This is a genomic window from Lysinibacillus sp. ACHW1.5 (genome assembly GCF_022014815.1).
Taxonomy (GTDB): domain Bacteria; phylum Bacillota; class Bacilli; order Bacillales_A; family Planococcaceae; genus Lysinibacillus; species Lysinibacillus capsici.
In genome coordinates, this window is the sequence record NZ_CP091777.1 from 1,108,463 (window position 1) to 1,132,262 (window position 23,800).

Consider the following 23,800-nt stretch of genomic DNA (forward strand, 5'->3'; position numbering starts at 1 on the left):
CTCGTTTTTTATATTTTATAAAATAAAAAGTACGTACCAAATTTGTAACTCCTCGTCCTTACAAATACTTATTTAGCTCTATTTATACAGGATAGCCAATATTTGTTTTCCATCTGCTAGTAATAAGCAAATAGCAGGAAAATCTATTTCCAACGTGAAACATGTATTTTTAATTTGTGCAAAAGCTTTGCAAACCGTATAATAAATGTTAAGTGGTTGCTGTTCGGGATATTTTTTAGGAGGAAATAAATTGACAAAAAAGAAAAATGAATTAATCCGCATCATCCCTCTTGGTGGTGTAGGCGAAATTGGGAAAGCCATGTACGTAGTAGAAATTGATGAAGAGCTATTTGTGGTGGATAGCGGCTTAATGTTCCCAGAAGATGAAATGCTAGGTATAGATATCGTGATTCCTGACATTACTTACTTAGAAGAAAATAAAGAACGTGTGAAAGGTATTTTCTTAACACATGGTCATGAAGATGCAATTGGCTCTATTGCCTATGTATTACAAAAAATAAAGGCACCTGTGTACGGATCGAAATTAACTATTGCATTAGCAAAGGAACATTTAAAAGAATTACCTGCACCACATCAAGTAAAGTTTTTTGAAGTAACAAACCGTAGTCGTATGAATTTTAACTCAACGTATGTAACATTCTTCCACACAACACATAGTATTCCCGATTCGTTAGGGGTAGTGTTCCATACATCTGAAGGCGCGATTGTTCATACAGGAGAGTTTAAATTCGATCAGTCAGCGACAGGTAAATTTAAACCTGATTTAGCAAAAATGGCACAGCTAGGTGAAGATGGCGTTTTCATTCTATTATCTGAGTCTTGCGAAGCTGAGCGACCAGGATATACGACATCAGAGATTGTCATTGAAGAACAATTATCAAAAACATTCCACTCAGCACCAGGTCGTATTTTAGTAGCTGTTTACGCATCGAATTTTATTCGAATTCAACAAGTATTTGCTCAAGCTCAGAAATCATTCCGTAAGGTTGTAATTGTAGGCAAACCATTGGAAAAGGCAGTTGATTTAGGCGTACAGCTTGGTTATTTAACAGTCGAAGAAGATACAATTATTCCGATCTCGGAAATGCAAAAATATCAAGATGATGAAATTATCATTATTGCAACAGGCAACAGAGGAGAGCCTCTCGATGCTTTAGAAAAAATTGTCCGTAAGCACCATCGTGATATTAAAATTAAACAAGGTGATACGGTACTAATCACGTTTACACCTTCTCCTGGCATGGAAGTTCAAATGGCGAATACAATGAACTCAATGTCAAAAGCAGGCGCTGAAATTTTGACTTCTAGCAAAAATGTCCATGTTTCAGGACATGGTAGCCAAGAAGATTTAAAGCTGATGCTAAACTTAATGCAGCCAAAGTATTTTATTCCTGTACAAGGAGAATACCGTATGCTAATTGCGCACTCTAAATTAGCACAACAGCTAGGTATGCAAAAATCCCAAATTTTTATCGCGGATAAAGGGGATATCGTAGAATATAAAAATAATAAAATGCGCATGAGTGGTCGTGTACAAGCTGGTAATGTCTTAATTGACGGTATTGGTGTAGGCGATGTAGGTAATATTGTCCTTCGTGACCGTAAATTATTATCGCAGGATGGTATTTTCATTGTGGTGGTAACATTAAATCGAGCACAAAAGAAAATTGCCTCTGGGCCAGAAATTTTATCACGAGGCTTTGTCTATGTACGAGAATCAGAGGAATTAATGATTGAGGCTTCTGACATTGCGAGGAATGTGATTGAAAAGTACGTTGGGAAAGAAACCTTTGAATGGACGAACATTAAACAAGAAATTAGAGATACGCTAAATACGTATTTATTCCAAAAAACAAAACGTCGCCCAATGATTATTCCTATAATTATGGAATATTAATTGAACAAGCTCATCGTATATGCTTTGAGGAAAAAATAAATGAAAAAGGATTTTCTCCCAATTGCGGTGGAAAATCCTTTTTTTGAAATATTCAAGTTCTACATGTGATGATTCGCTACATATATAGAATGGATTGCAGAAGAAGGTGAATTAGATGGCAGTTAGTAAGAGAAAAAAAGTTACTAAAAGTAAAACGACAACTGAAAAAAAAGAAATGCATCCGCTTATGTACGAAATTTTAGGGTTGCTCTTAATTGCATTAGCAGTCATTATGATTTTTGAATACGGCATGATCGGGCGGATTCTACAAACAATCGCCATGTTCCTTTTTGGTAATTTACATTTTGCTGTTCCATTTATGCTTATATTTGTTGCATTGTTAATGATGATTGGTCGTAAAAAAGTTGGGATAAAGGATCGATTAATACTGGGCATGTTCCTCATTGTTTCGAGCTTAACGATTTTTAGCCATGGCATATTATTTGAACAACTATCCAAATCAGGTGGTCTGCTATCTGATTCTGTACTACGTGAATCATGGCGAATTTTGATTAATACAGATGGTATCATTCATCGTAGTAATGCTTTGGGGGGTGGCATGGTTGGTGCCCTACTCTTTAGCGGGCTTCATGTGTTGTTTGAAGCCTCAGGGGCAAAAGTTGTTGCTTGGGTTATTTTCTTTATCGGTTTAATTCTTGTCACTGGTAAAGCATTAGTGCCTTATTTAGCAGAAAAAACGCCAGATATATTTGGTAAATGGAAAAAAAAGCATCGTGATAAGAAAAAAAATACACCGAAAAAACCAAATAATCGTCGTTCAAGGGTAGAGAGTGGAGATGAAGTAGCAGCCGTTAATCAATCTATAGATATGCCTGAACAAGAAGAAGAAATACCACATGAACCGATTATTTCTGCGTTTACACAGAATGTTTCACAGGAAAGAGAAGTGTTGGATACAACTCACTTGGTGGAAAATGAACTAGAAGAAGCAACGGATGATGTCCAGATTCAGGGTACAGATGCAGTAGAAAATGCTGATTATCAGCTCCCATCATATAATTTATTACAATTACCACCACAACATGATCAAAGTGGTGAATATTCAGTGATTCAGGCAAATGCCAAAAAGCTTGAGCAGACATTACAAAGCTTTGGCGTAAAGGCAAAGGTGACACAGGTGCATTTAGGTCCTGCTGTTACGAAATACGAGATTTTACCAGATATCGGTGTGAAAGTAAGCAAAATTGTCAATTTGCAAGATGATCTTGCATTAGCATTGGCAGCTAAAGATATTCGTATGGAAGCACCAATTCCTGGGAAATCTGCGATTGGTATAGAAGTACCTAATAGTGAGGTCGCTATTGTAACACTTCGTGAGGTATTAGAATCGAAAGATGGTGCTAAGCCTGAGGCATTATTACAAGTAGCATTTGGTCGTGATATTACAGGACAAGCTGTATTAGCAGAGCTCAATAAAATGCCACATTTACTTGTAGCTGGTTCTACAGGTAGTGGGAAAAGTGTTTGTATAAATGGCATTGTTGTATCCATACTAATGCGTACAAAACCGCATGAAGTGAAGCTCATGATGATAGACCCAAAAATGGTTGAATTAAACGTTTATAATGGGATTCCACATTTATTAGCGCCTGTCGTAACGGATGCACGTAAAGCTTCGCAGGCACTGAAAAAAGTGGTATCTGAAATGGAACGTCGCTATGATTTGTTTTCTCATACAGGTACAAGAAACATTGAGGGCTATAATGCACATGTCCAAAAGGTTAATGATCAAACAGAGGAAAAGCATCCAAAGCTACCTTATATTGTGGTTATAGTAGATGAGTTAGCGGATTTGATGATGGTCGCATCAAGTGATGTAGAGGATTCGATTACACGTTTAGCGCAAATGGCAAGGGCAGCTGGCATTCATTTGATTATTGCCACACAACGACCAAGTGTAGATGTTTTAACAGGTGTCATTAAAGCAAATATTCCATCCAGAATTGCTTTTGCTGTTTCTTCCGCGATTGACTCAAGAACAATTTTAGACATGGGTGGAGCTGAACGATTATTAGGACGAGGTGATATGTTATTTTTACCTGCTGGAGCTTCTAAACCAAAAAGGGTGCAGGGTGCCTTTTTATCAGATCAAGAAGTGGAGGCAGTCGTTCATTTTGTTATAGAACAGCAAAAAGCTCAGTATCAGGAGGAGATGATTCCTACTGAAGAAGAAACCATTTTAGAGGAAACAGATGATTTATATGATGAAGCAGTCCAATTAGTTGTCAATATGCAAACAGCATCTGTCTCTATGCTTCAACGTCGCTTCCGTATTGGTTATTCAAGAGCTGCACGTATTGTTGATCAGATGGAGCAACGCGGTATTGTTGGGCCTCCAGAGGGTAGTAAACCTCGTCAAGTACTTGTTCACCAATACGATAACTAAGCAAAAAATGAAGACGAAAATGGTGAGAGCAATTGTATTTTTGTCCAAAAATTTGCAGATAAAATAAAGAAAGAATGAATTCTATAACAGATTTTACTCAAAACTGTTTATTTCATTCTGCAAAAATGTTATATTTATGAACGATTAGTAGGAATGTTGTACATCAGATGTCTGATCTCTAGTTTTGGTGGTGATATATGTGACTATTAAAGCAGATCATCGTCATCTCTATCTTCAAGTAATCGATCGTTTAAAATCTGACATTGAGGCTGGCATTTTTAAAGAAAATGAAAAGCTGCCTTCAGAATTTGAATTATCGAAATCACTAGGAGTCAGTCGAGCAACACTTAGAGAAGCACTTCGACTGTTGGAAGAGGAAAATGTGATTGTGCGCCGACATGGGGTTGGGACTTTTGTTAACCCGAAGCCGTTGTTTACATCAGGCATCGAGCATCTATCTAGTATTTCTTCTATGATCGAGACAGCAGGTATGGAGCCAGGTTCGCGATTTTTAAAAGCGACTGAGCACGTGCCTTCTGAGGAAGATTTAAAACGCTTCCAAAGTGATGGCGACGATAAAATACTCACGATTGAACGTGTCAGAACAGCGGATGGTGAGCCAGTAGTATACTGCATAGACAGGCTACCTGCAAGCTTCCTGCCTACTGACTTTGTCGAAAAAAAAGAAGTTTCACTGTTCTCTGCACTTGAGCAATCTGGCAAAATTCATGTAGCTTATGCTGTAACCTATATTGATCCAGTTGGGTATCATGAACAAGCCTCACCGATTTTAAATTGTGGACGTGAGACAGCTCTTTTAGTGTTAAAGCAATTGCATTATGATGATCATGATCAAGTAGTGCTCTATTCAAAAAATTATTTCCGAGCTGATAAATTCAGCTTCCATGTAGTTCGTAAACGGGTGTAGAACATTTCTAAATTTTTTCCTGCTAATTACAATACCTTTGGGGGGTTAATTAAATGAAAAAACGTAAATTTGGTTTAGTATTAACATCAGTATTAGCGGCAAGTGCTATTTTAGGTGCTTGTGGTACGAAAGACGACGAAAAGCCAGCGAAAGAAAATGACAATGCTTCAGGTGGCGAAAGCACAGAAGAAGCTTTCTCAGTAGCGATGGTTACTGACGTAGGTGGCGTTGATGACAAATCATTCAACCAATCTGCATGGGAAGGTGTACAAGCTTACGGTAAAGAGCACGATTTATCAAAAGGTGATGGTGGTTTTGACTACCTACAATCAGCTTCAGATGCTGACTATGAAACAAACTTAAACAACTTAGTTCGTCGTGACTTTAACTTAGTATTTGGTATCGGATTCATGATGGCTGATGCAATTGATGCAGTTGCTTCTGAAAATCCAGATAACCACTTTGCATTAATCGATGCTGAAGTAGAAGCAGACAACGTAGTAAACGTACTGTTCAAAGAGCAAGAAGGTGCTTTCTTAGCAGGTGTTGCTGCAGCGAAAACATCTAAAACAGGTAAAATCGGCTTCGTAGGCGGCGTTGATATTCCAGTTATTAACCGTTTCCACGCTGGTTTCGTTGAAGGGGCTAAAGCAGTAAACCCAGATATCGATATTCAAGTAAAATATACTGGTGCGTTTGATAAAGCGGATCTTGGTAAAATTACAGCGAACAGCATGTATTCTTCAGGTGTAGATGTAATCTTCCACGCTGCTGGTGCAACTGGTAACGGCGTATTCTCTGAAGCAAAAGAGCGTAAAGCGAAAGATCCAAATGCAGATGTATGGGTTATCGGTGTAGATGCTGACCAATACGAAGAGGGTAAAGTAGACGATAAAACAAACGTTACATTAACTTCTATGTTAAAAGGTGTTAATACAGCAGTAGTAGATATTTCAAATAGAGCGAAAAATGGTGATTTCCCAGGTGGAGAAACACTTGTTTACGGTTTAGCTGAAGATGGCGTTAAACTTGCAGATTCTCGCGGTGCGATTCCAGAAGATGTACAAAAAGTAATCGACGAATATAAAGAAAAAATTGCTAAGGGTGAAATCAAAGTTCCAGAAAAAGTGGAAAAATAATTCATCTTTTGATCATCATAAGGGACTCTTAGAAGGACCTTATGATGATTTTTCAATCTATCGTTATATTTAGATTATTCGCAATACTCTATTTAGCTAGATTTATAGAAACCTTATAGAGGTAGTAATTATGATTTGAATAATGATGGTAACAAGTTAATAGAAGAAAGGTTTCTAACGATGACCTTTCCTGTATTAATTTAGCAAAACATCTACCTCTATAGGTGGGATATTAAATCGGTAATAAAATATAGCCTCTAGTAGAAAATTTATTACTGGACGTATGGCTTATCTGTACCATCCATCATGTAGCAGCAGATACTATACGCTAAGATGAAAATACTTAATAATAGTGCCTATTAAGGGAGTGACAAATTTGGATTATGTGATTGAAATGCTAGGAATCCGTAAAGAATTCGGTAATTTCGTGGCGAATAATAATATCACCCTCCAACTGAAACAAGGCGAGATTCATGCATTGCTAGGTGAAAATGGTGCAGGTAAATCGACTTTGATGAACGTCCTTTTTGGTTTGTATCAACCAGAGGGTGGCGAAATTCGTGTACGTGGGAAGGCTGTAAAAATTACAAACCCGAATATTGCCAATGATTTAGGGATTGGCATGGTGCATCAACATTTTATGTTGGTAGAAAACTTTACGGTAACAGAAAATATCATTTTAGGCACTGAGCCTACTAAAATGGGAATTGTGAATATAAAAGATGCGGCTAAGAAAGTACAAGCACTTTCTGAAAAGTATGGTTTAGATGTTGATCCGAACGCCAAAATCGAGGATATCACGGTTGGTATGCAACAGCGTGTAGAAATATTAAAAACCTTATATCGTGGTGCCGAAATTTTAATTTTTGATGAACCAACTGCATCATTAACACCGCAAGAAATTACCGAATTAATTCAAATAATGCGCCGTCTTATCGCAGAGGGTAAATCCATTATTTTAATTACGCATAAGCTAAAAGAAATTATGGAAGTTTCAGACCGAGTGACGATTATCCGTAAGGGAGAAGGGATTGGCACTGTTGTAACCGCTGCCACAAATCCTGATCAGCTTGCTGAAATGATGGTTGGCCGTCAGGTTGAATTCAAAACGGAAAAAACGGATGCGACACCGACTGACGAAGTGCTTGCAATTGAGAACTTGGTTGTTACAGACTATCGAAATATTGATAAAGTTAAAGGTCTTAATTTAAATGTTCGTAAAGGTGAAATCGTAGGTATTGCTGGTATTGATGGTAATGGTCAATCCGAGTTAATAGAAGCCATTACAGGTCTACGCAAAATTAAAAGTGGTAAAGTCAAGCTAAATGGTAAAGATATTACTAACATGAAGCCTCGTAAAATTACAGAGGAAGGCGTAGGACATATTCCACAAGACCGTCATAAGCATGGATTAGTTTTAGATTTCCCAATTGGTCATAATATTGCATTGCAAACATATTACCAATCTCCAATAGCGAAGGGCTTTGTGATGGACTATAAAAAGGTGTCAGAGAAAGCTCGCCAAATCATTAAAGAGTATGATGTGCGTACTGGTAATGGAGAGATGACACCAGCTCGTGCATTATCTGGTGGTAACCAACAAAAAGCAATTATTGGTCGTGAAATTGACCGTAACCCTGATCTATTAATTGCTGCTCTACCAACACGTGGACTTGACGTAGGAGCTATTGAATTCATTCACTCTCGTCTAATTGAGCAACGTGATAAAGGGAAAGCCGTTTTATTAATCTCATTTGAATTAGATGAGGTAATGAATGTTTCGGATCGAATTGCTGTTATCTATGATGGACAAATTGTCGATGAGTTAAATCCGAAAGAAACGACTGAACAAGAGCTAGGCTTACTAATGGCAGGGCAAAGTAAAAAAAATATAAAGCGTGATGCGAAGGAGGGGAACGACTAATGTCAAATCGTGTCATTAATATCCTCGTTCCTATCATCTCTATCATTATCGGTTTAATTGTAGGGGCTATCGTTATGGTAGTCAGTGGCTATGACCCAGTGCAAGGTTATATCGCTCTTTGGACAGGTATTTTTGGAGATTCATATTCAATCGGGAACACAATTCGTCAAATTACACCATATATTTTAGCAGGTCTTGCGGTAGCATTTGCATTCCGTACAGGGCTCTTCAATATCGGTGTGGAAGGTCAGCTAATTTTAGGTTGGCTAGCCGCTGCTTGGGTAGGTTATGCGTTTGAACTTCCTAAAATCATTCACTTACCATTAGCATTGCTTGCAGCAGCTGCAGCTGGTGCATTTTGGGCCTTTATTGCAGGTTTCTTAAAAGCGAAATTTAAAGTTCACGAAGTTATTGCGACAATTATGCTGAACTACACTGCACTTTATATTGCAAATGCAGTGATTAAAAAATTGTCCGATGGCAGCTTTAAAACAGAACGTATCCATGAGTCAGCTTCTTTACGTTCTCCGTTTTTAAGAGAGCTTACAGACAATTCAAGTCTTCACTATGGGATCATTGTTGCACTGTTAATGGTAGCTGTGATGTGGTTCATTTTAGAAAAAACAACACGTGGCTACGAGCTAAAAGCAGTAGGTTTTAACAAAAATGCTGCTGACTATGCAGGTATGAGTGTTAATAAAAATATTATTTTAGCTATGACGATTTCAGGTATGTTTGCAGGTCTTGGTGGTGCGATGGAAGCTTTAGGGACATTCCAAAACGCATCCATTAAACCTGGCTTTACGGGAATTGGTTTTGACGGTATCGCCGTTGCGTTACTTGGTGCCAATACACCACTTGGGGTAGTGTTTGGAGCATCCCTTTTTGGTTCTTTAAAGTATGGTGCATTAAATATGCCAAATGCTGCGGGTATTCCAGAAGAAATCGTATCCATTATTATTGCATTGATTATCTTCTTCGTTGCATCAGGCTATATTATTCGAGTAGGCTTACAAAAGCTGAGCAAGAAAAAGGAGGGACAATAACATGAGCTTTTTAGAAATGTTATATTTCATCATCCCTTCAGCGATTCTTTATGCAACACCTTTGATTTTTACGGCCATCGGTGGGGTATTCTCTGAACGCTCTGGTGTTGTCAACATCGGGCTAGAAGGCTTAATGATTGTCGGTGCTTTTGTTGGTATTTTTGTCAATTTAGAATTCGCTTCATCATTAGGGGCAGCAACAGTTTGGGTAGCAATGCTAGCAGCTGTTGTGATTGGTGCTGTGTTCTCACTTTTCCATGCTGTAGCTTCTATTTCTTTCCGTGCCGATCAAACGGTATCAGGGGTAGCTATTAACCTACTAGGTTTAGCTGCAACCGTATTCTTAGTAAAAATGATTTATGATAAAGGTCAAACAGATATGATAGACCAACCGATTCGTCGTTTTGGTGTTCCTTACTTAGAGGATATTCCGTTCTTCGGTCGTTTACTGTTCCATGATGTTTATAGCACATCTATTTTAGCGTTTGCTGTAGCATTCGGGGCATGGTTTATCATTTATAAAACACCATTCGGCTTGCGTTTGCGTGCAGTGGGTGAACACCCAATGGCAGCAGATACAATGGGTATAAATGTAAATAAAATGCGCTATATTGCCGTGATGATTTCTGGGGCATTAGGTGGTCTTGGTGGTGCAGTGTATGCACAAACAATTACACACGACTTCTCACACGCAACAATTGCTGGTCAAGGTTTCATGGCTATTGCTGCAATGATTTTCGGGAAGTGGCATCCAATTGGAGCACTAGGTGCAGCCTTATTCTTCGGTTTAGCACAAACATTAAGTATTGCAGGGAATCAAATTCCGCTAATCGAAAATGTTCCAGCAGTGTATCTACAAATTTTACCGTATGTGTTAACAATTCTTGCTTTAGCAGGCTTTATTGGTAAAGCAAATGCTCCAAAAGCGAGTGGACAGCCTTATATTAAAGGTAAACGCTAAGAAAAGCATTTTAAGGGACTGGGCAAGCTATGCTCAGTCCTTTTTCTATATAATTGGCGAAATTTTTAATTTTTCCCATACATACTTTGGATTCCTTTTGCAATTATAGACAATAGACATGTATAGTATGTGTAGTACATCGTTATATTAAGAAGGATAGGAGGGTTTCATATGTTTAAAACAATACCTTTTGCAAAAGGTGTCAATTTGCATATCCGACAAACGACCCAATTTAAAACCGTAAATTTTTCAATTAAATGGAGAAGAGCATTAACGGCTAAAAGTGCATCAGAGCGTACAGTATTAACAAATGTACTGCAGCACAGTAATGCTAAATATAAGACAACTGCTGCTTTTCGAAGCTTTTTAGATGACTTGTATGGTACAGTTTTGTATTTTGATACATCGAAGCGTGGAAATGAGCATACAGTTCTTATGAATGTAGAGACTGTTAATGATCATTATCTAGCGAATACAAGTGTCTTAAACGAAGTCCTTGGTTTATTGCATACAGCTATTTTTGAGCCTAATCTAGAAAATGGTGTCTTTAAGGAATCCGTTGTAGAGCGTGAGAAAAAGACAGTTATTCAACGTATTGAATCTATTTTTGATGATAAATCTCGCTTTGCTCAATTCCGTCTACAACAAATCCTGAGACCAAATGAGCCAGCATCAATTTCAGCGAATGGTAGTGTCGAAGAAATTCAAAAGATTACCACTGCCTCATTATTTGAGGCTTATCAATCGATGCTAGCTAACGACAAAATCGATATTTATGTAGCTGGAGACATTAATGAAGAGGAAATTGTTGCGAAATTAAAAAAAGCGCTACCATTTAAGGATCGTACTCCTAAGGAAGTTCCAGCAGTACTCCCACAACAACATCCAGACAATGATTATGTAAGAGAACAGCATGAAATGAAACAAGGTAAACTTCATATTGGCTTTAGCACACCTGTTAGATTTGGTGATGCAGATTTCTCTAAGATGCAAATTTTTAATGGCATTTTTGGTGGCTATCCACATGCCAAGTTGTTTATGAATGTTCGTGAAAAAGAGAGTCTTGCTTATTATGCTTCTAGTTCCTATGCTTCGCATTATGGACTTGTATTTGTTGTATCTGGGATTGAAGCTAAAAATGAAGAAAAAGCGCTATCTTTAATTAAAGAACAACTTGCCGTCATGCAGGCTGGAGACATTACAGATTTAGAGCTGGAGCAAACAAAGGCTATGCTGACAAATCAGCTAAAAGAATCCTTAGATTCGGCACGAGGTCAAATTGAAATTTTTGATCAATATAAGGATTTACCTGAGGAATTCTCAGTTCAGGCCTGGGCAAATAAGTGGAAAGCTGTGACAAAAGAAGATGTTGTTGCAATGGCAAAGCAAGTGCAGCTTGAAGCGGTCTATTTCTTATGTGGAAAGGAGCAAGCCGCACAATGAAAACAATAGAATTTAAACAATTAGATGAAACACTTTATTATGAAAAACTAGACAATGGCTTAGATGTTTATATATTGCCGAAAAAGGGCTTTTCTAAAACATTTGTTACATTTACAACAAAGTACGGCTCTGTCGATCGTACGTTCGTGCCAATTGGTGAAACAGAAAGTATTTCTGTACCAGATGGTATTGCACACTTTTTAGAGCATAAAATGTTCGAAAAAGAGGATGGAGACGTTTTCCAAAAATTTAGCGAATATGGTGCTTCTGCGAATGCATTTACATCGTTTACGCGTACAGCTTATTTATTTTCATCTACTGACAATATTTATAAAAGTACAGAAACTTTATTGAATTTTGTCCAAGAACCATACTTTACAGAAGCTACTGTCAATAAAGAAAAAGGAATTATTGGGCAAGAAATTACAATGTATGATGATCAACCAGACTGGCGTCTATACTTTGGCACAATCGAAAATATGTATCATCATCATCCTGTAAAAATTGATATCGCAGGTACAATAGAATCGATTGATGGCATTACAGCGGAGCACTTATATACGTGCTACAATACGTTTTATCATCCTTCGAATATGTTGTTATTTGTGATTGGTGCTGTTGAACCAGAAGAAATGATGACGTTTATTCGTGAGAATCAGGGTAAAAAAGAATTCCCAGAACCAACGCCAATTCAACGTTTCTTTGATAAAGAACCAACAGAGGTAGCCATTAAAGAACGTACATTAAATATGGATGTTCAAAAACCAAAAATTTATGTAGGTTTAAAAGCGAAAGACACTAATTTATCAGGTCAGGATATGTTAAAGCATGAGTTGTCGGTTCAAATTGCACTTGAACTTATTTTTGGGCGTACCTCTGATTTTTATGAGCGTGTTTACGAGGAAGGTTTAATTGATGAGACATATGCTTTTGATTTTACTTTAGAAAATGGCTTTGGGTTTGCCATGATCGGATCAGATTCAGCAGAGCCAGATAAATTGGCAAAAACGATTATGGACGAATTAACAAAATATGAAGGAAATAGCCAATTTGATCGTGCTGGTTTGGAGCGTATAAAACGCAAAAAAATTGGATTCTTCCTACGTGCATTAAATTCGATCGAGTTTATCGCAAACCAATTCACACGATATTCCTTTAATGACATGAATTTATTTGATGTAGTACCAATACTTGAGACATTAACCGTGGAGGATTTACAAAAAGCATTTGCTTCTATCCAAGGTGAAACACAGCAAACAGTCTTTAAAATTCTGCCAAGTAAGCAGGATGCACAGTGAAAAAATTTGCCCTTGTTTTAGGTGCATCAGGTGATATCGGTCATGCCATTTGTCAAAGCTTAGCTGAGGATGGCTGGTCCATCTATGTACATTATTCAAACAATCAAAATGCGGCACAGAGGTTATGTGTAAAGCTTTCCGAAAATTTCCCTGCACAAGAATTTATGCTTGTACAGGGGGATTTTTCAATTGTTTATGGAGCAGAAATGGTAGCTGCACAAATTTTTAATGTACAGGCTATTGTTTTTGCCAATGGACAAGCCCATTATTCCTTGCTCGAAGATACGACAGTGGAGGATATGGATGCTTTATGGCGTGTTCATGTTCAAAATCCTATGAGACTGACAGCTTTACTTTCTGGAAAACTTCGCAAGCATAAAGTGAGCTATGTACTATTTATAGGTTCCATTTGGGGAGAGGCTGGCTCAGCGGGGGAGGCACTTTATGCAACTGTTAAGGGTGCGCAGCATGCTTTTGTTAAATCCTATGCAAAAGAAGCGGCATTATCTCGGATTAGAGTGAATGCTATTGCTCCTGGCTTTATAAATACCTCAATGAACAGCCATCTAAATCAAGAAGAGCTTCAATACATTTTGGACGATATCCCACTAGGCTCCATTGGACAAACAAAGGATGTGGCTGAAATGGTACGTTTTTATTTGTCTGGTAAAGCTGATTATGTGACAGGACAAATCGTACGATTAAATGGAGGTTGGTACATATAATAATCTCTTTTGCACATACTACTTGTGTAAAGGAGGAGGAAGAATATGACCATTTTAGAAAACTGGCAAAAATGGACATCGTTTTTAGGACAAAACGTTATGCAAGCTGAATCAAGCGGTATGCCTAAGAAAATGATTCAAACGGCTGCTGTCCAAATTGGGGAATATTTGGCGACTAATGTCGACCCTAAAAACGAACAAGAGCGAGTGCTGTCGGATTTATGGGGCGTTGCCTCTGAAGATGAAAAACATGCATTAGCGAATTGTGTCATTAAGCTCGTACAAAATAAGCATGTGCAGTAAATAAAAGAGGAGAGCCAATCTCCTCTTTTTGCTATACTATAAACTTTTTATCTGTGAAAACGGGAACGTATGTAAGCCTATTTAACAGTCATCAAAAAAAATTAGTAAATAACGCTGTAATTCCATGTATTCTAACTTTCCATTACATAAAAAATCAGCTATGATGGAACTTATAAAGGATTTTTTACGTTAACTAATAGGAAGGGAACGAGTGTGTTGAGCGATTGGTACTTTGAATATGAAATTCAGGTGAATCGCCCTGGATTATTAGGAGATATTGCTTCACTTTTAGGGATGCTTCGTGTCAATATTATATCAATAAATGGTGTAGATGAGGATCGACGTGGTATGTTAGTGCATACAGACAATGATGAGGCAATTGAACGTTTTCGTACAATTGTTTCGACAATGGAACATATTAACGTAACCAAATTTCGACAACCAAAACTTCGTGACCGTTTAGCCATTAGGCATGGTCGTTATATTCCTCGAGATGCAGATGAAAAAAACACATTCCATTTCGTAAGAGATGAACTAGGTATTTTAGTCGACTTTATGGCAGAACTCTTTAAAAAAGAGGGACATAAGCTGATTGGTATTCGTGGCATGCCACGTGTTGGAAAAACTGAATCCATAGTAGCCGCCAGTGTCTGTGCCAATAAAAAATGGATCTTTTTATCATCTACAATGATTAAGCAAACAGTTCGTAATAAGCTTGTGGGAGATGAATTTAGTCGTAACAATATTTTTATTCTAGATGGTATTGTGACTCGACGTTCATCCGATGAGAAACATTTGCAATTAGTGCGTGAAATGATGAATATGCCTTGTATCAAAGTTGTAGAGCATCCAGATATGTTTGTTCAGCATTCAGAATATAAAATAGAGGATTTTGATTATATTATTGAACTGCGTCATCACACTGATGAAGAAATTACTTATGAAATAATGGAAAAAAATCATATGTCCGAATCCGATTCTTTTGGAGGATTTAATTTTTAATTTGATGTTAAAGTAGGTGTTATTAGTGGCAGAATTAGGGACTCGACTGAAAGAGGCGAGACTGTCTAAAGGCTACAGCTTAGACGATTTACAAGAAATAACGAAAATCCAAAAACGTTATTTAGTAGGAATTGAAGAGGGCAATTATTCCATTATGCCTGGTTCGTTTTATGTAAGAGCTTTTATTAAACAATATGCAGAAGCGGTTGGTTTGGACGCGGAAGAAATTTTAGAGACATATAAAAATGAACTACCGAGCACTCCAAACGATCAAGTAAATCAATCAATAACGAATAGTCCTAGCAGAAGAAAAGTAACGAAAGGCCCTTCGAATAAAATGATGGAGGCTATGCCCAAAATCATTGTTGCTTTATTTATTGTAGTGATTATTGTGGTTATCTGGGTGCTATGGCAATCAAAAAACAGTCCAGGGACAAGCGAGGAAAACACTTCTACTCCTGAAATTGAATATGACACAAATGTCAAGCCAATTGATAGTGAGAAGGATAAAAAAGAACAAGAAAATAAAGATGCACAGAAAAATGATAAAGAAGATAAAAGCTCTACAGAAGAAACACCAACTGATGAAGATGACACTGATCAAACTGAAGAGATGAAGCAAACAATTTCCGCAGGTACTGTTGAAGCAGATGGTGCGACAACTTCTTATACGTTAACAGGTACGGATACAATGAAACTAAAAATCGAAGTATCAGGCCCTACATTTGTTGGTATTCGCAATCAACAGCAACAAGAAATATTAACAGATACGCGTGTCTATAATGCCGGGGAAGTAGTTGAATTTGACGCCTCAACACAAAACTATGTTCGTATTCGTCTCGGTAATTCAACGCAAGCTAAAATCTATATTAATGACGAACTTCTAACGTATGCACAACAAATTGTAACGCAAAATATCGTCATCAATTTCAATAAAGAACAGTAGTCATCACATGATGACTACTTTCTTTCATCATGAAAGGTGTTAGAAAAATGAACATTCCAAATAAAATTACCATCTCTCGAATCTTACTTATTCCATTCTTTGTCATTGTTATGATGTTTGATTTTGGCTGGGGAACATTATCACTTTTTGGTGCAGAGATGCCAATCCATCATTTTATAGGCGCACTTATTTTTATCTTTGCTTCAACAACCGATTGGGTGGATGGTTATTACGCACGTAAGTATAATCTTGTAACGACATTTGGGAAATTTTTAGATCCCTTAGCTGACAAGTTACTTGTCTCAGCAGCCTTTATTTTAATGGTCGAGCTTAAGATGGCACCTGCTTGGGTAATTATCATTATTATTAGTCGTGAATTTGCTGTAACGGGTTTACGTTTGATTTTGGCAGGTGGAGGAGAAGTCGTAGCTGCCAATCAGCTTGGTAAAATTAAAACTTGGGCACAAATTGTAGCGATTGCTGCTGCTCTTTTACACAATACAATCTTTACATTGGTTGGTATTCCATTTGATACAATCATGCTCTATGTTGCATTGTTCTTTACACTTTGGTCAGGATGGGATTATTTCTATCTAAATCGACGTGTATTACTTGAGTCTAAATAAGAAAGGTCTTGGGGTTCATGAATGCTGAAATTCTTGCGGTTGGCTCAGAACTATTATTAGGTCAAATTACGAATACAAATGCGAGATTTATCTCAAGCCAGCTATCCGAGCTTGGCATCAACGTTTTTTATCATACCGTAGTAGGCGATAATGCAAAGCGTTTAGAACAAGCTATCGAAGTGGCAGAGTCTCGTGCAGATCTCATTATTTTTTCGGGAGGACTTGGTCCGACAAAAGATGATTTAACGAAGGAAACGATTGCACGTCATCTTGGTGTTTCTCTTGAGTTTGATGAAGTAGCATTGACGTATATTGAGCAATTTTTTGCTAAACGAGGACGTCCAATGACGGAGAATAATCGTAAACAGGCATTAATTTTAGCTGGGAGTGAGGTATTAGCTAATCACCATGGAATGGCTCCAGGTATGATCTTCACAAAAAATGATCGCACTTATATTTTATTACCAGGACCTCCAAAAGAGTTAGAACCAATGTTTCAATTTGAGGCTAAACCTAAACTTGCTGCGATGCTTAATGATGGAGGGATCATTGCATCACATGTTATGCGATTTTATGGAATTGGTGAGGCCGAGCTTGAAGTACAAGTTCAAACTATTTTAGATGCACAAACCAATCCAACAGTTGCTCCACTTGCTTCTGATGGTGAGGTAACGTTACGCGTAACAGCTAAAGCCGCAACAGAGCAACAAGCTGACCAGCTTATTAAGGCAAAGGTTGCAGAAATACAAGCACTTGTTGGTGATTATCAATATGGTGTAGATGATGATTCCCTTGCCTCAAAAACGGTAGAAATGCTACTGGATAATGAGCTAACGATTGCGGCTGCTGAAAGTTTAACTGCTGGTTTATTTCAATCTGAACTTGCGGAAATTCCAGGGGTAGGCAATGCACTTATAGGAGGCGTTGTTACCTATGCAGCAGATGCGAAAGTAAAACAGCTAGGCATTTCACAAGATTTAATTGATACACATGGTGTTGTGAGTGCTGAGTGTGCAGCGGCAATGGCAAGTGCTGTTCGTGAGAAATTTGCTACAAATATTGGGATTGGCCTTACAGGAGAAGCAGGTCCCACTGCGCATGATCATCAGCCAGTAGGTACGGTTTGGATTGGTATTGCTATAAATGATGAGGAGCCGCTTACATATTTACTTCATTTATCAGGCATGCGAAATACGAATCGACTCCGTGCGGTGAAATTTACATGTCATTATTTAATGCAGCTTTTAGAAGAACGTGGCTACGCAAAACGTTATTAAAATAGAGTAAAACATAGGAATTTGGGTAGAGGAAAACTATCCAAATTTTTATTTTGAAGGAAAATCGAATAAATGTTCGCTTTTTTCTTGCGTGTTTTCTCAAAAACAAGTATAGTAGAGATAGATAAAAACAGTGAACAGTTTTCGAAGGAGGAAAATGAATGAGTGATCGTAAAGCAGCCTTAGAACAGGCTCTAAAGCAAATTGAAAAGAATTTTGGTAAAGGTTCCATTATGAAACTCGGTGAAAAAACCGATTTAGAAATTGCGACATCTTCAAGTGGTTCACTTGCACTTGATGCTGCATTAGGAGTGGGTGGATATCCACGTGGACGTATTATTGAAGTATACGGTCCAGAATCATCTGGTAAAACAACTGTTGCTCTACATGCCATTGCTGAAGTACAAGCAACAGGTGGACAAGCAGCATTTATCGACGCTGAGCATGCATTAGACCCGATCTATGCGCAAAAATTAGGTGTCAATATTGATGAGCTATTATTATCACAACCCGACACAGGTGAGCAAGCACTTGAAATCGCAGAAGCATTAGTGCGCAGTGGTGCTATTGATATTATCGTCATTGACTCTGTTGCTGCCTTAGTGCCAAAAGCTGAAATTGAAGGGGATATGGGTGACTCTCATGTCGGCTTACAAGCACGTCTAATGTCTCAAGCTTTACGTAAACTTTCTGGTGCGATTAATAAATCAAAAACGATTGCTATTTTCATTAACCAAGTTCGTGAAAAAATTGGTGTCATGTTTGGTAATCCAGAAACAACACCAGGTGGACGTGCGCTTAAATTCTACAGCTCTGTTCGTTTAGAAGTGCGTCGTGCAGAAGCTATTAAACAAGGTAATGATATTGTTGGTAACCGTACTAAAATTAAGATTGTTAAAAATAAAGTAGCACCACCTTTCCGTACAGCTGAAGTAGATATTATGTATGGAGAAGGAATTTCTAAAGAAGGCGAAACAGTCGATTTAGGCGTAGAATTAGACATTGTACAAAAAAGTGGTTCTTGGTATGCATATGGCGATGAGCGCTTAGGTCAAGGACGAGAAAATGCTAAACAGTATTTAAAAGAAAATACTGCTGTCCTAGAAGACATAGCAAATAAAATCCGAGCTTCTTATGGTATTGCGGCTTCTTCTTATACAATTGCTGCCCATGATGATGAAGAAGAGATGGATGAAGAATTAATGTTACTTCTGGAAGAAGAATAATTAATGATTGCATTGTTCCCACTTTATTGAGGGGGCAATGCATTTTTTTGTCTATATTCTTAAATTTTTACACATAATAAGAGAGAGGCTATGTGTTTATTTCTTATGTACTGTTTTTTTACTAATTGTTTTTAACATAAAAAATTTTCTAGTGAAATAGTAATAGGGGAAAAATTCACTGAATGGATAGGACTTACTTTTTTTGGCTAAGGTGGCGAACAGATGCCTGACTATCCTTGACAGAGCCTGAGGCTAGCTATACAATTAAATATGTATAATTTCTGAATTATGACTTTAAATAGGCAGTACATTTTATCCTCATTTAGCAAATGTTTTATAGTGAAATATCCTTTAAAATGGATGTCTAAACGCCTACTGGATGAAGATAATGCCTTTGGCCAATGAAACGGGTTTTGCATAAATTCTAACAAAATCTGGTGCATTTTAGCTAAGGCGACATAGATGTATGCGCCGACTGAAACTGTAATACCCAAATAGCAAGAGGAGGTGTTCATATGGATGGAATTACTATCATCTCCGCTTTGCTTGGACTCATCGTTGGTGCCGCTGTTAGCTATATCTACATGAAAAAAGTGAATGACTCAAAAATCACTGGTGCTAAACATGTCGCTGAAACAATCGTTGAAGAAGGAAAACGAGAAGCGGAGGCAATGAAGAAAGAAGCACTACTTGAAGCCAAAGATGAAACTCACAAATTTCGTACTGAAGCTGAAAATGACATTCGTGAACGTCGTTTAGAACTTCAAAAACAAGAGAACCGTTTATTGCAAAGAGAAGAGAATCTTGATCGCAAAGATGATGCTCTAAATAAGAGAGAAGCTGGCTTAGAGCGCAAAGAACAAGCTCTAGCTGAAAGACAACAGCATATTGAACAGATGGAGAGCAAAGTGGACGAGCTCATGGCATCACAAAAAACAGAGCTAGAACGAATTTCTGCTTTAACTAGGGATGAAGCTAAATCAATTATCCTCAATGAAGTAGAAAAAGAGTTATCAACTGATATTGCTGTGATGACGAAAGAAGCTGAAACACGTGCGAAAGAAGACTCAGATAAAAAAGCACGTGAAATTTTATCATTAGCACTACAACGCTTTGCTGCAGATCACGTAGCAGAAACAACTGTATCTGTTGTGAACTTGCCAAATGATGAAATGAAGGGACGTATTATTGGTCGCGAAGGCCGTAATATCCGTACATTGGAAACGTTAACAGGAATTGATTTAATTATTGATGATACGCCAGAAGCGGTTATATTATCAGGCTTTGATCCAATTCGCCGTGAAACAGCTCGACTTGCACTTGAAAAACTTGTACAGGATGGTCGTATTCACCCAGCTCGTATTGAGGAAATGGTGGAAAAAGCTCGACGTGAAGTGGATGAACAAATCCGCGAAACAGGTGAGCAAACTACATTTGAAATTGGTATTCATAACTTACATCCAGATTTAATGAAAATTTTAGGCCGCATGAAATATCGTACAAGCTATGGACAAAATGTCCTAAAACATTCAATTGAAGTCGCACATTTAGCAGGATTACTTGCTGCTGAACTTGGTGAAGATGTAGCATTGGCTCGTCGTGCGGGCTTATTACATGATATTGGAAAAGCAATCGATCATGAAGTTGAAGGAAGCCACGTTGAAATTGGTGTGGAATTAGCAACAAAGTATAAGGAACACCCAGTTGTTATTAATAGTATTGCTTCGCATCATGGTGATACTGAAGCAACATCTGTTATTGCGGTATTAGTCGCTGCAGCTGATGCATTATCAGCAGCTCGTCCAGGTGCACGTAGTGAAACACTTGAAAACTATATCCGCAGACTTGAAAAGTTAGAGGAAATTTCAGAAAGCTATGATGGCGTAGAAAAATCTTATGCGATTCAAGCTGGACGTGAAATTCGTATTATTGTACAACCTGAAAAAATTGATGATTTAGCATCTCATCGTCTTGCGCGTGATATTCGCAAACGTATTGAGGAAGAACTCGATTACCCAGGTCATATTAAAGTAACAGTCATTCGCGAAACACGTGCTGTGGAATACGCGAAATAAATAATAAAATAATAGGCATCCCTTGACCAAGGTCAGGGGATGCCTTTTTGTATGTGAATAAAATTCGATGTGATCTACCCAGTAAGAATAAATGGATGATTCCAACAATATAGTATGGAATAAAGCATAGTGAACTAGCCTCAACATGAATACCTTTTTAAAAATTAACCAGCCTAGGTTATACTCCATTTTTACAACTGTTTTATGTTTTGACAAGGAGTGAAGAGCATTGAAAGAAACAATCACATTACAAGATATATTGAAAATAGTCCGAGAAAACTTTCTTTTTATCATAAGTTTTACACTTTTTGCAGCGTTGGTTACGGGCTTTATTAGCATCTTTGTGTTAAAACCTACCTATGAGGCAGAAACGCAAATTTTAGTTAATCAAAAAAATATAGAACAACCACATTTAGGTGTACAACAGGTTGAAACAGATCTCCGACTTATTAATACGTATAATATTATCATAACAAGTTCTGCTATTTTATCTAAAGTTATAAATAGGCTAGATTTGGATGTCACACCTGAAGTTTTAATGGATCAAATTACTGTATCTAGTGCCAATAACTCACAAGTTGTCAATATTAATGTTGTAGACAAGCAAGCAGGGTTGGCTGTCGAAATTGCCAATACAATAGCAGATGTGTTTCAAGAGGAGATCCAAGTTTTAATGACGGTTGATAATGTTAATATTTTGTCAGTTGCACAATTAGATAAGGAACCTGTACCGATTGCGCCAAATAAAACCCTTTATATAGTAGCAGCCTCGTTTATTGGTTTTGTTTTAAGTGCTGCTCTCATAATCATAATAGAGAGCTTAGATACTACAATCAAGACTGAGCAAGATATTGAGGAGCTAATAGGACTACCGATTATTGGCTTGATTAGTCAAATAAGTGATGCTCACAATAAAAGCACTAGGATAAAATCTCGTAAAACGAGGAGAGGATCATAATGTTTTGGAAAAAAAAGAAAAAGAAGAAGTTAGTGAAAATGGCACGAAAACTTGTGACGATTGCAAATGACCATTCTTTTATTTCTGAACAATTTCGAACAATCCGAACAAATATTACTTTTTCAATGCCTGATAGAGAGATTAAAACAATATTAGTAACATCTGCAACACCAGGTGAAGGAAAGTCAACCAATGCAGCCAATATAGGTGTTGTTTTCGCACAAGAAGGAAAACGGGTCGTCATCGTAGATGCAGATTTACGAAAACCAACAATGCATTATACGTTTCTATTGCAAAATGCTAGAGGACTATCAAATTTACTAACAAGACATTTTACAATTTCCGAAGTCGTCAATAATACAGATATTGCTAATCTATATGTCTTGACAAGTGGGCCTATTCCCCCCAATCCAGCAGAGTTACTAGCTTCTACCTTAATGGGGAGTGTAATTGAGGAACTAAAGAAAGAGTTTGACATCATTATTTTTGATGCGCCACCCCTATTATCTGTAACAGATGCTCAAATTTTGTCCAATAAATGTGATGGTACATTATTAATTGTGAACAGTGGAGTTGCAGAATATGAAAGTGTGCTAAAAGCAAAGTCAAGCCTTGAAGCCTCAAAAGCAAATATTTTGGGCGTAGTATTAAATAACTATAAAATGCCACTCCATCAATATTATGAGCAATATTATCGTTAATTCAAGTACCTAGACAGGGAAGTGAAGTACAGTGATTGATATGCACAGTCATATATTATTTGATGTCGATGATGGTCCGAAAACGATTGAAGAGACACTTTGTTTATTTGAGCAGGCAGTTTTGGAGGGGATTTCAACGATTGTTTCCACTTCGCATGCTTTACATCCATTGTATAATGTCCCCTTTGATGTCGTGAATGAGCAAATTGCACAGTTACAAATGGCAATTGACCAACGTAATATGCCGTTAAAACTTTACACGGGACAAGAGGTACGCTTGGCAGGTAACATTCTAGAATTGTATGAAAAAAAACAATTACATACATTAGCAAATTCCAATTATTTGCTGTTGGAACTTCCCTCTAATCATATTCCCAAATATACAAAGGATATCATTTACTCGTTATTAACAGCAGGCATAACACCAATTATTGCACACCCAGAGCGAAATAGAGTCATTTCAGAAAATCCAAGTCATTTGGAACAAATTATACGTGTGGGGGCACATGCACAAATTACATCAGGAAGTTTAGCAGGATTGTTTGGCAAAACCGTCCAAAAACTTTCGCTAAATTTAGTGCGCTCGAATCTTGTCCATACATACGGTTCAGATGTGCATAACTTAAATACACGTCCTTTCTTATTTGAAAAGGGACTTAGATTTTTAGAAAAACAAAAAGATTTGGATGTGGTAGATTTTTTGCTTGAAAATAACGAACGAATCATTAATAATCAGCCATTAATTGTATATGAACCAGATGATACTTTCACAAAAAAATGGTGGAAGTTTTTTTAAAATGGGAAAGCATCTTTAAGTTGTAAGGACAAAAGGTAGCAAAAAGTAGCTGAAGCGCTAGA

Annotated in this window: 20 protein-coding genes; all 20 read left to right on the plus strand. The window is 37.5% G+C overall.

Going from position 1 to position 23,800, the window contains the following annotated elements; genetic code table 11:
- Positions 1-250: 250 nt before the first annotated feature.
- The 20 genes from L6W14_RS05145 to L6W14_RS05240 all read left to right on the plus strand — a co-directional run bounded on the left by L6W14_RS05145 (position 251) and on the right by L6W14_RS05240 (position 23,738).
- The gene (locus tag L6W14_RS05145; protein WP_048391543.1) at positions 251-1,918 is read left to right on the plus strand and encodes a ribonuclease J; all 1,668 of its coding nucleotides are present in this window, start codon (positions 251-253) and stop codon (positions 1,916-1,918) included.
- Positions 1,919-2,072: 154 nt separating this feature from the next.
- Positions 2,073-4,364, plus strand: coding sequence for an FtsK/SpoIIIE family DNA translocase (locus L6W14_RS05150; protein ID WP_131521870.1), 2,292 nt, complete (start codon positions 2,073-2,075; stop codon positions 4,362-4,364).
- Positions 4,365-4,563: 199 nt separating this feature from the next.
- The gene (locus tag L6W14_RS05155; protein WP_131521869.1) at positions 4,564-5,292 is read left to right on the plus strand and encodes a GntR family transcriptional regulator; all 729 of its coding nucleotides are present in this window, start codon (positions 4,564-4,566) and stop codon (positions 5,290-5,292) included.
- A 53-nt stretch (positions 5,293-5,345) separates the two neighbouring features.
- Positions 5,346-6,431 (plus strand): BMP family lipoprotein, encoded by a 1,086-nt coding sequence (locus tag L6W14_RS05160; RefSeq protein ID WP_048391537.1) that lies wholly within the window; start codon positions 5,346-5,348, stop codon positions 6,429-6,431.
- 376 nt (positions 6,432-6,807) lie between these two features.
- Positions 6,808-8,355, plus strand: a complete 1,548-nt coding sequence (locus L6W14_RS05165) for an ABC transporter ATP-binding protein (protein ID WP_054550535.1) — start codon at positions 6,808-6,810, stop codon at positions 8,353-8,355.
- Positions 8,355-9,401 (plus strand): ABC transporter permease, encoded by a 1,047-nt coding sequence (locus L6W14_RS05170; protein ID WP_131521868.1) that lies wholly within the window; start codon positions 8,355-8,357, stop codon positions 9,399-9,401. The genes L6W14_RS05165 and L6W14_RS05170 overlap by 1 nt, the downstream gene beginning before the upstream one ends.
- A 1-nt stretch (position 9,402) precedes the next feature.
- Positions 9,403-10,362: an ABC transporter permease gene (locus L6W14_RS05175; RefSeq protein WP_048391533.1), complete on the plus strand. Its 960-nt coding sequence runs from the start codon at positions 9,403-9,405 to the stop codon at positions 10,360-10,362.
- Positions 10,363-10,533: 171 nt separating this feature from the next.
- Complete coding sequence (gene yfmF, locus L6W14_RS05180; protein ID WP_131521867.1) at positions 10,534-11,805, plus strand: EF-P 5-aminopentanol modification-associated protein YfmF; 1,272 nt, start codon at positions 10,534-10,536, stop codon at positions 11,803-11,805.
- Positions 11,802-13,103: an EF-P 5-aminopentanol modification-associated protein YfmH gene (gene yfmH, locus L6W14_RS05185; protein ID WP_131521866.1), complete on the plus strand. Its 1,302-nt coding sequence runs from the start codon at positions 11,802-11,804 to the stop codon at positions 13,101-13,103. Before yfmF ends, yfmH begins: the two co-directional genes overlap by 4 nt.
- Positions 13,100-13,828, plus strand: coding sequence for an elongation factor P 5-aminopentanone reductase (ymfI, locus tag L6W14_RS05190; protein WP_131521865.1), 729 nt, complete (start codon positions 13,100-13,102; stop codon positions 13,826-13,828). Before yfmH ends, ymfI begins: the two co-directional genes overlap by 4 nt.
- 45 nt (positions 13,829-13,873) lie before the next feature.
- On the plus strand, positions 13,874-14,131 hold the full coding sequence (locus tag L6W14_RS05195) for a DUF3243 domain-containing protein (RefSeq protein WP_004224939.1): 258 nt from the start codon (positions 13,874-13,876) through the stop codon (positions 14,129-14,131).
- Between the two features lie 216 nt (positions 14,132-14,347).
- On the plus strand, positions 14,348-15,133 hold the full coding sequence (locus L6W14_RS05200; RefSeq protein ID WP_026023397.1) for a DUF3388 domain-containing protein: 786 nt from the start codon (positions 14,348-14,350) through the stop codon (positions 15,131-15,133).
- 16 nt (positions 15,134-15,149) lie between these two features.
- Complete coding sequence (locus tag L6W14_RS05205) at positions 15,150-16,079, plus strand: helix-turn-helix domain-containing protein (protein ID WP_193767401.1); 930 nt, start codon at positions 15,150-15,152, stop codon at positions 16,077-16,079.
- 47 nt (positions 16,080-16,126) lie between these two features.
- Positions 16,127-16,705, plus strand: a complete 579-nt coding sequence (gene pgsA, locus L6W14_RS05210; RefSeq protein WP_004224936.1) for a CDP-diacylglycerol--glycerol-3-phosphate 3-phosphatidyltransferase — start codon at positions 16,127-16,129, stop codon at positions 16,703-16,705.
- Between the two features lie 17 nt (positions 16,706-16,722).
- The gene (locus L6W14_RS05215) at positions 16,723-17,982 is read left to right on the plus strand and encodes a competence/damage-inducible protein A (protein WP_131521863.1); all 1,260 of its coding nucleotides are present in this window, start codon (positions 16,723-16,725) and stop codon (positions 17,980-17,982) included.
- Positions 17,983-18,143: 161 nt separating this feature from the next.
- Positions 18,144-19,208: a recombinase RecA gene (recA, locus tag L6W14_RS05220; protein WP_016992835.1), complete on the plus strand. Its 1,065-nt coding sequence runs from the start codon at positions 18,144-18,146 to the stop codon at positions 19,206-19,208.
- Positions 19,209-19,723: 515 nt separating this feature from the next.
- A complete protein-coding gene (gene rny / locus L6W14_RS05225; RefSeq protein ID WP_004224930.1) occupies positions 19,724-21,283 on the plus strand; it encodes a ribonuclease Y in 1,560 nt (519 codons plus the stop codon).
- Between the two features lie 229 nt (positions 21,284-21,512).
- On the plus strand, positions 21,513-22,241 hold the full coding sequence (locus L6W14_RS05230; RefSeq protein WP_131521862.1) for a YveK family protein: 729 nt from the start codon (positions 21,513-21,515) through the stop codon (positions 22,239-22,241).
- A complete protein-coding gene (locus L6W14_RS05235; RefSeq protein ID WP_131521861.1) occupies positions 22,241-22,942 on the plus strand; it encodes a CpsD/CapB family tyrosine-protein kinase in 702 nt (233 codons plus the stop codon). The genes L6W14_RS05230 and L6W14_RS05235 overlap by 1 nt, the downstream gene beginning before the upstream one ends.
- Before the next feature lie 40 nt (positions 22,943-22,982).
- Positions 22,983-23,738, plus strand: a complete 756-nt coding sequence (locus L6W14_RS05240; protein WP_310794750.1) for a tyrosine-protein phosphatase — start codon at positions 22,983-22,985, stop codon at positions 23,736-23,738.
- The last annotated feature ends 62 nt before the right edge of the window (positions 23,739-23,800 follow it).

Coding starts and splice junctions, on each gene's coding strand:
- L6W14_RS05150 (WP_131521870.1), top strand. CDS start 2,073: ATGGCAGTTAGTAAGAGAAAAAAAGTTACTAAAAGTAAAACGACAACT.
- L6W14_RS05160 (WP_048391537.1), top strand. CDS start 5,346: ATGAAAAAACGTAAATTTGGTTTAGTATTAACATCAGTATTAGCGGCA.
- L6W14_RS05170 (WP_131521868.1), top strand. CDS start 8,355: ATGTCAAATCGTGTCATTAATATCCTCGTTCCTATCATCTCTATCATT.
- L6W14_RS05175 (WP_048391533.1), top strand. CDS start 9,403: ATGAGCTTTTTAGAAATGTTATATTTCATCATCCCTTCAGCGATTCTT.
- yfmF (WP_131521867.1), top strand. CDS start 10,534: ATGTTTAAAACAATACCTTTTGCAAAAGGTGTCAATTTGCATATCCGA.
- yfmH (WP_131521866.1), top strand. CDS start 11,802: ATGAAAACAATAGAATTTAAACAATTAGATGAAACACTTTATTATGAA.
- L6W14_RS05195 (WP_004224939.1), top strand. CDS start 13,874: ATGACCATTTTAGAAAACTGGCAAAAATGGACATCGTTTTTAGGACAA.
- pgsA (WP_004224936.1), top strand. CDS start 16,127: ATGAACATTCCAAATAAAATTACCATCTCTCGAATCTTACTTATTCCA.
- L6W14_RS05215 (WP_131521863.1), top strand. CDS start 16,723: ATGAATGCTGAAATTCTTGCGGTTGGCTCAGAACTATTATTAGGTCAA.
- recA (WP_016992835.1), top strand. CDS start 18,144: ATGAGTGATCGTAAAGCAGCCTTAGAACAGGCTCTAAAGCAAATTGAA.
- rny (WP_004224930.1), top strand. CDS start 19,724: ATGGATGGAATTACTATCATCTCCGCTTTGCTTGGACTCATCGTTGGT.
- L6W14_RS05235 (WP_131521861.1), top strand. CDS start 22,241: ATGTTTTGGAAAAAAAAGAAAAAGAAGAAGTTAGTGAAAATGGCACGA.
- L6W14_RS05240 (WP_310794750.1), top strand. CDS start 22,983: ATGCACAGTCATATATTATTTGATGTCGATGATGGTCCGAAAACGATT.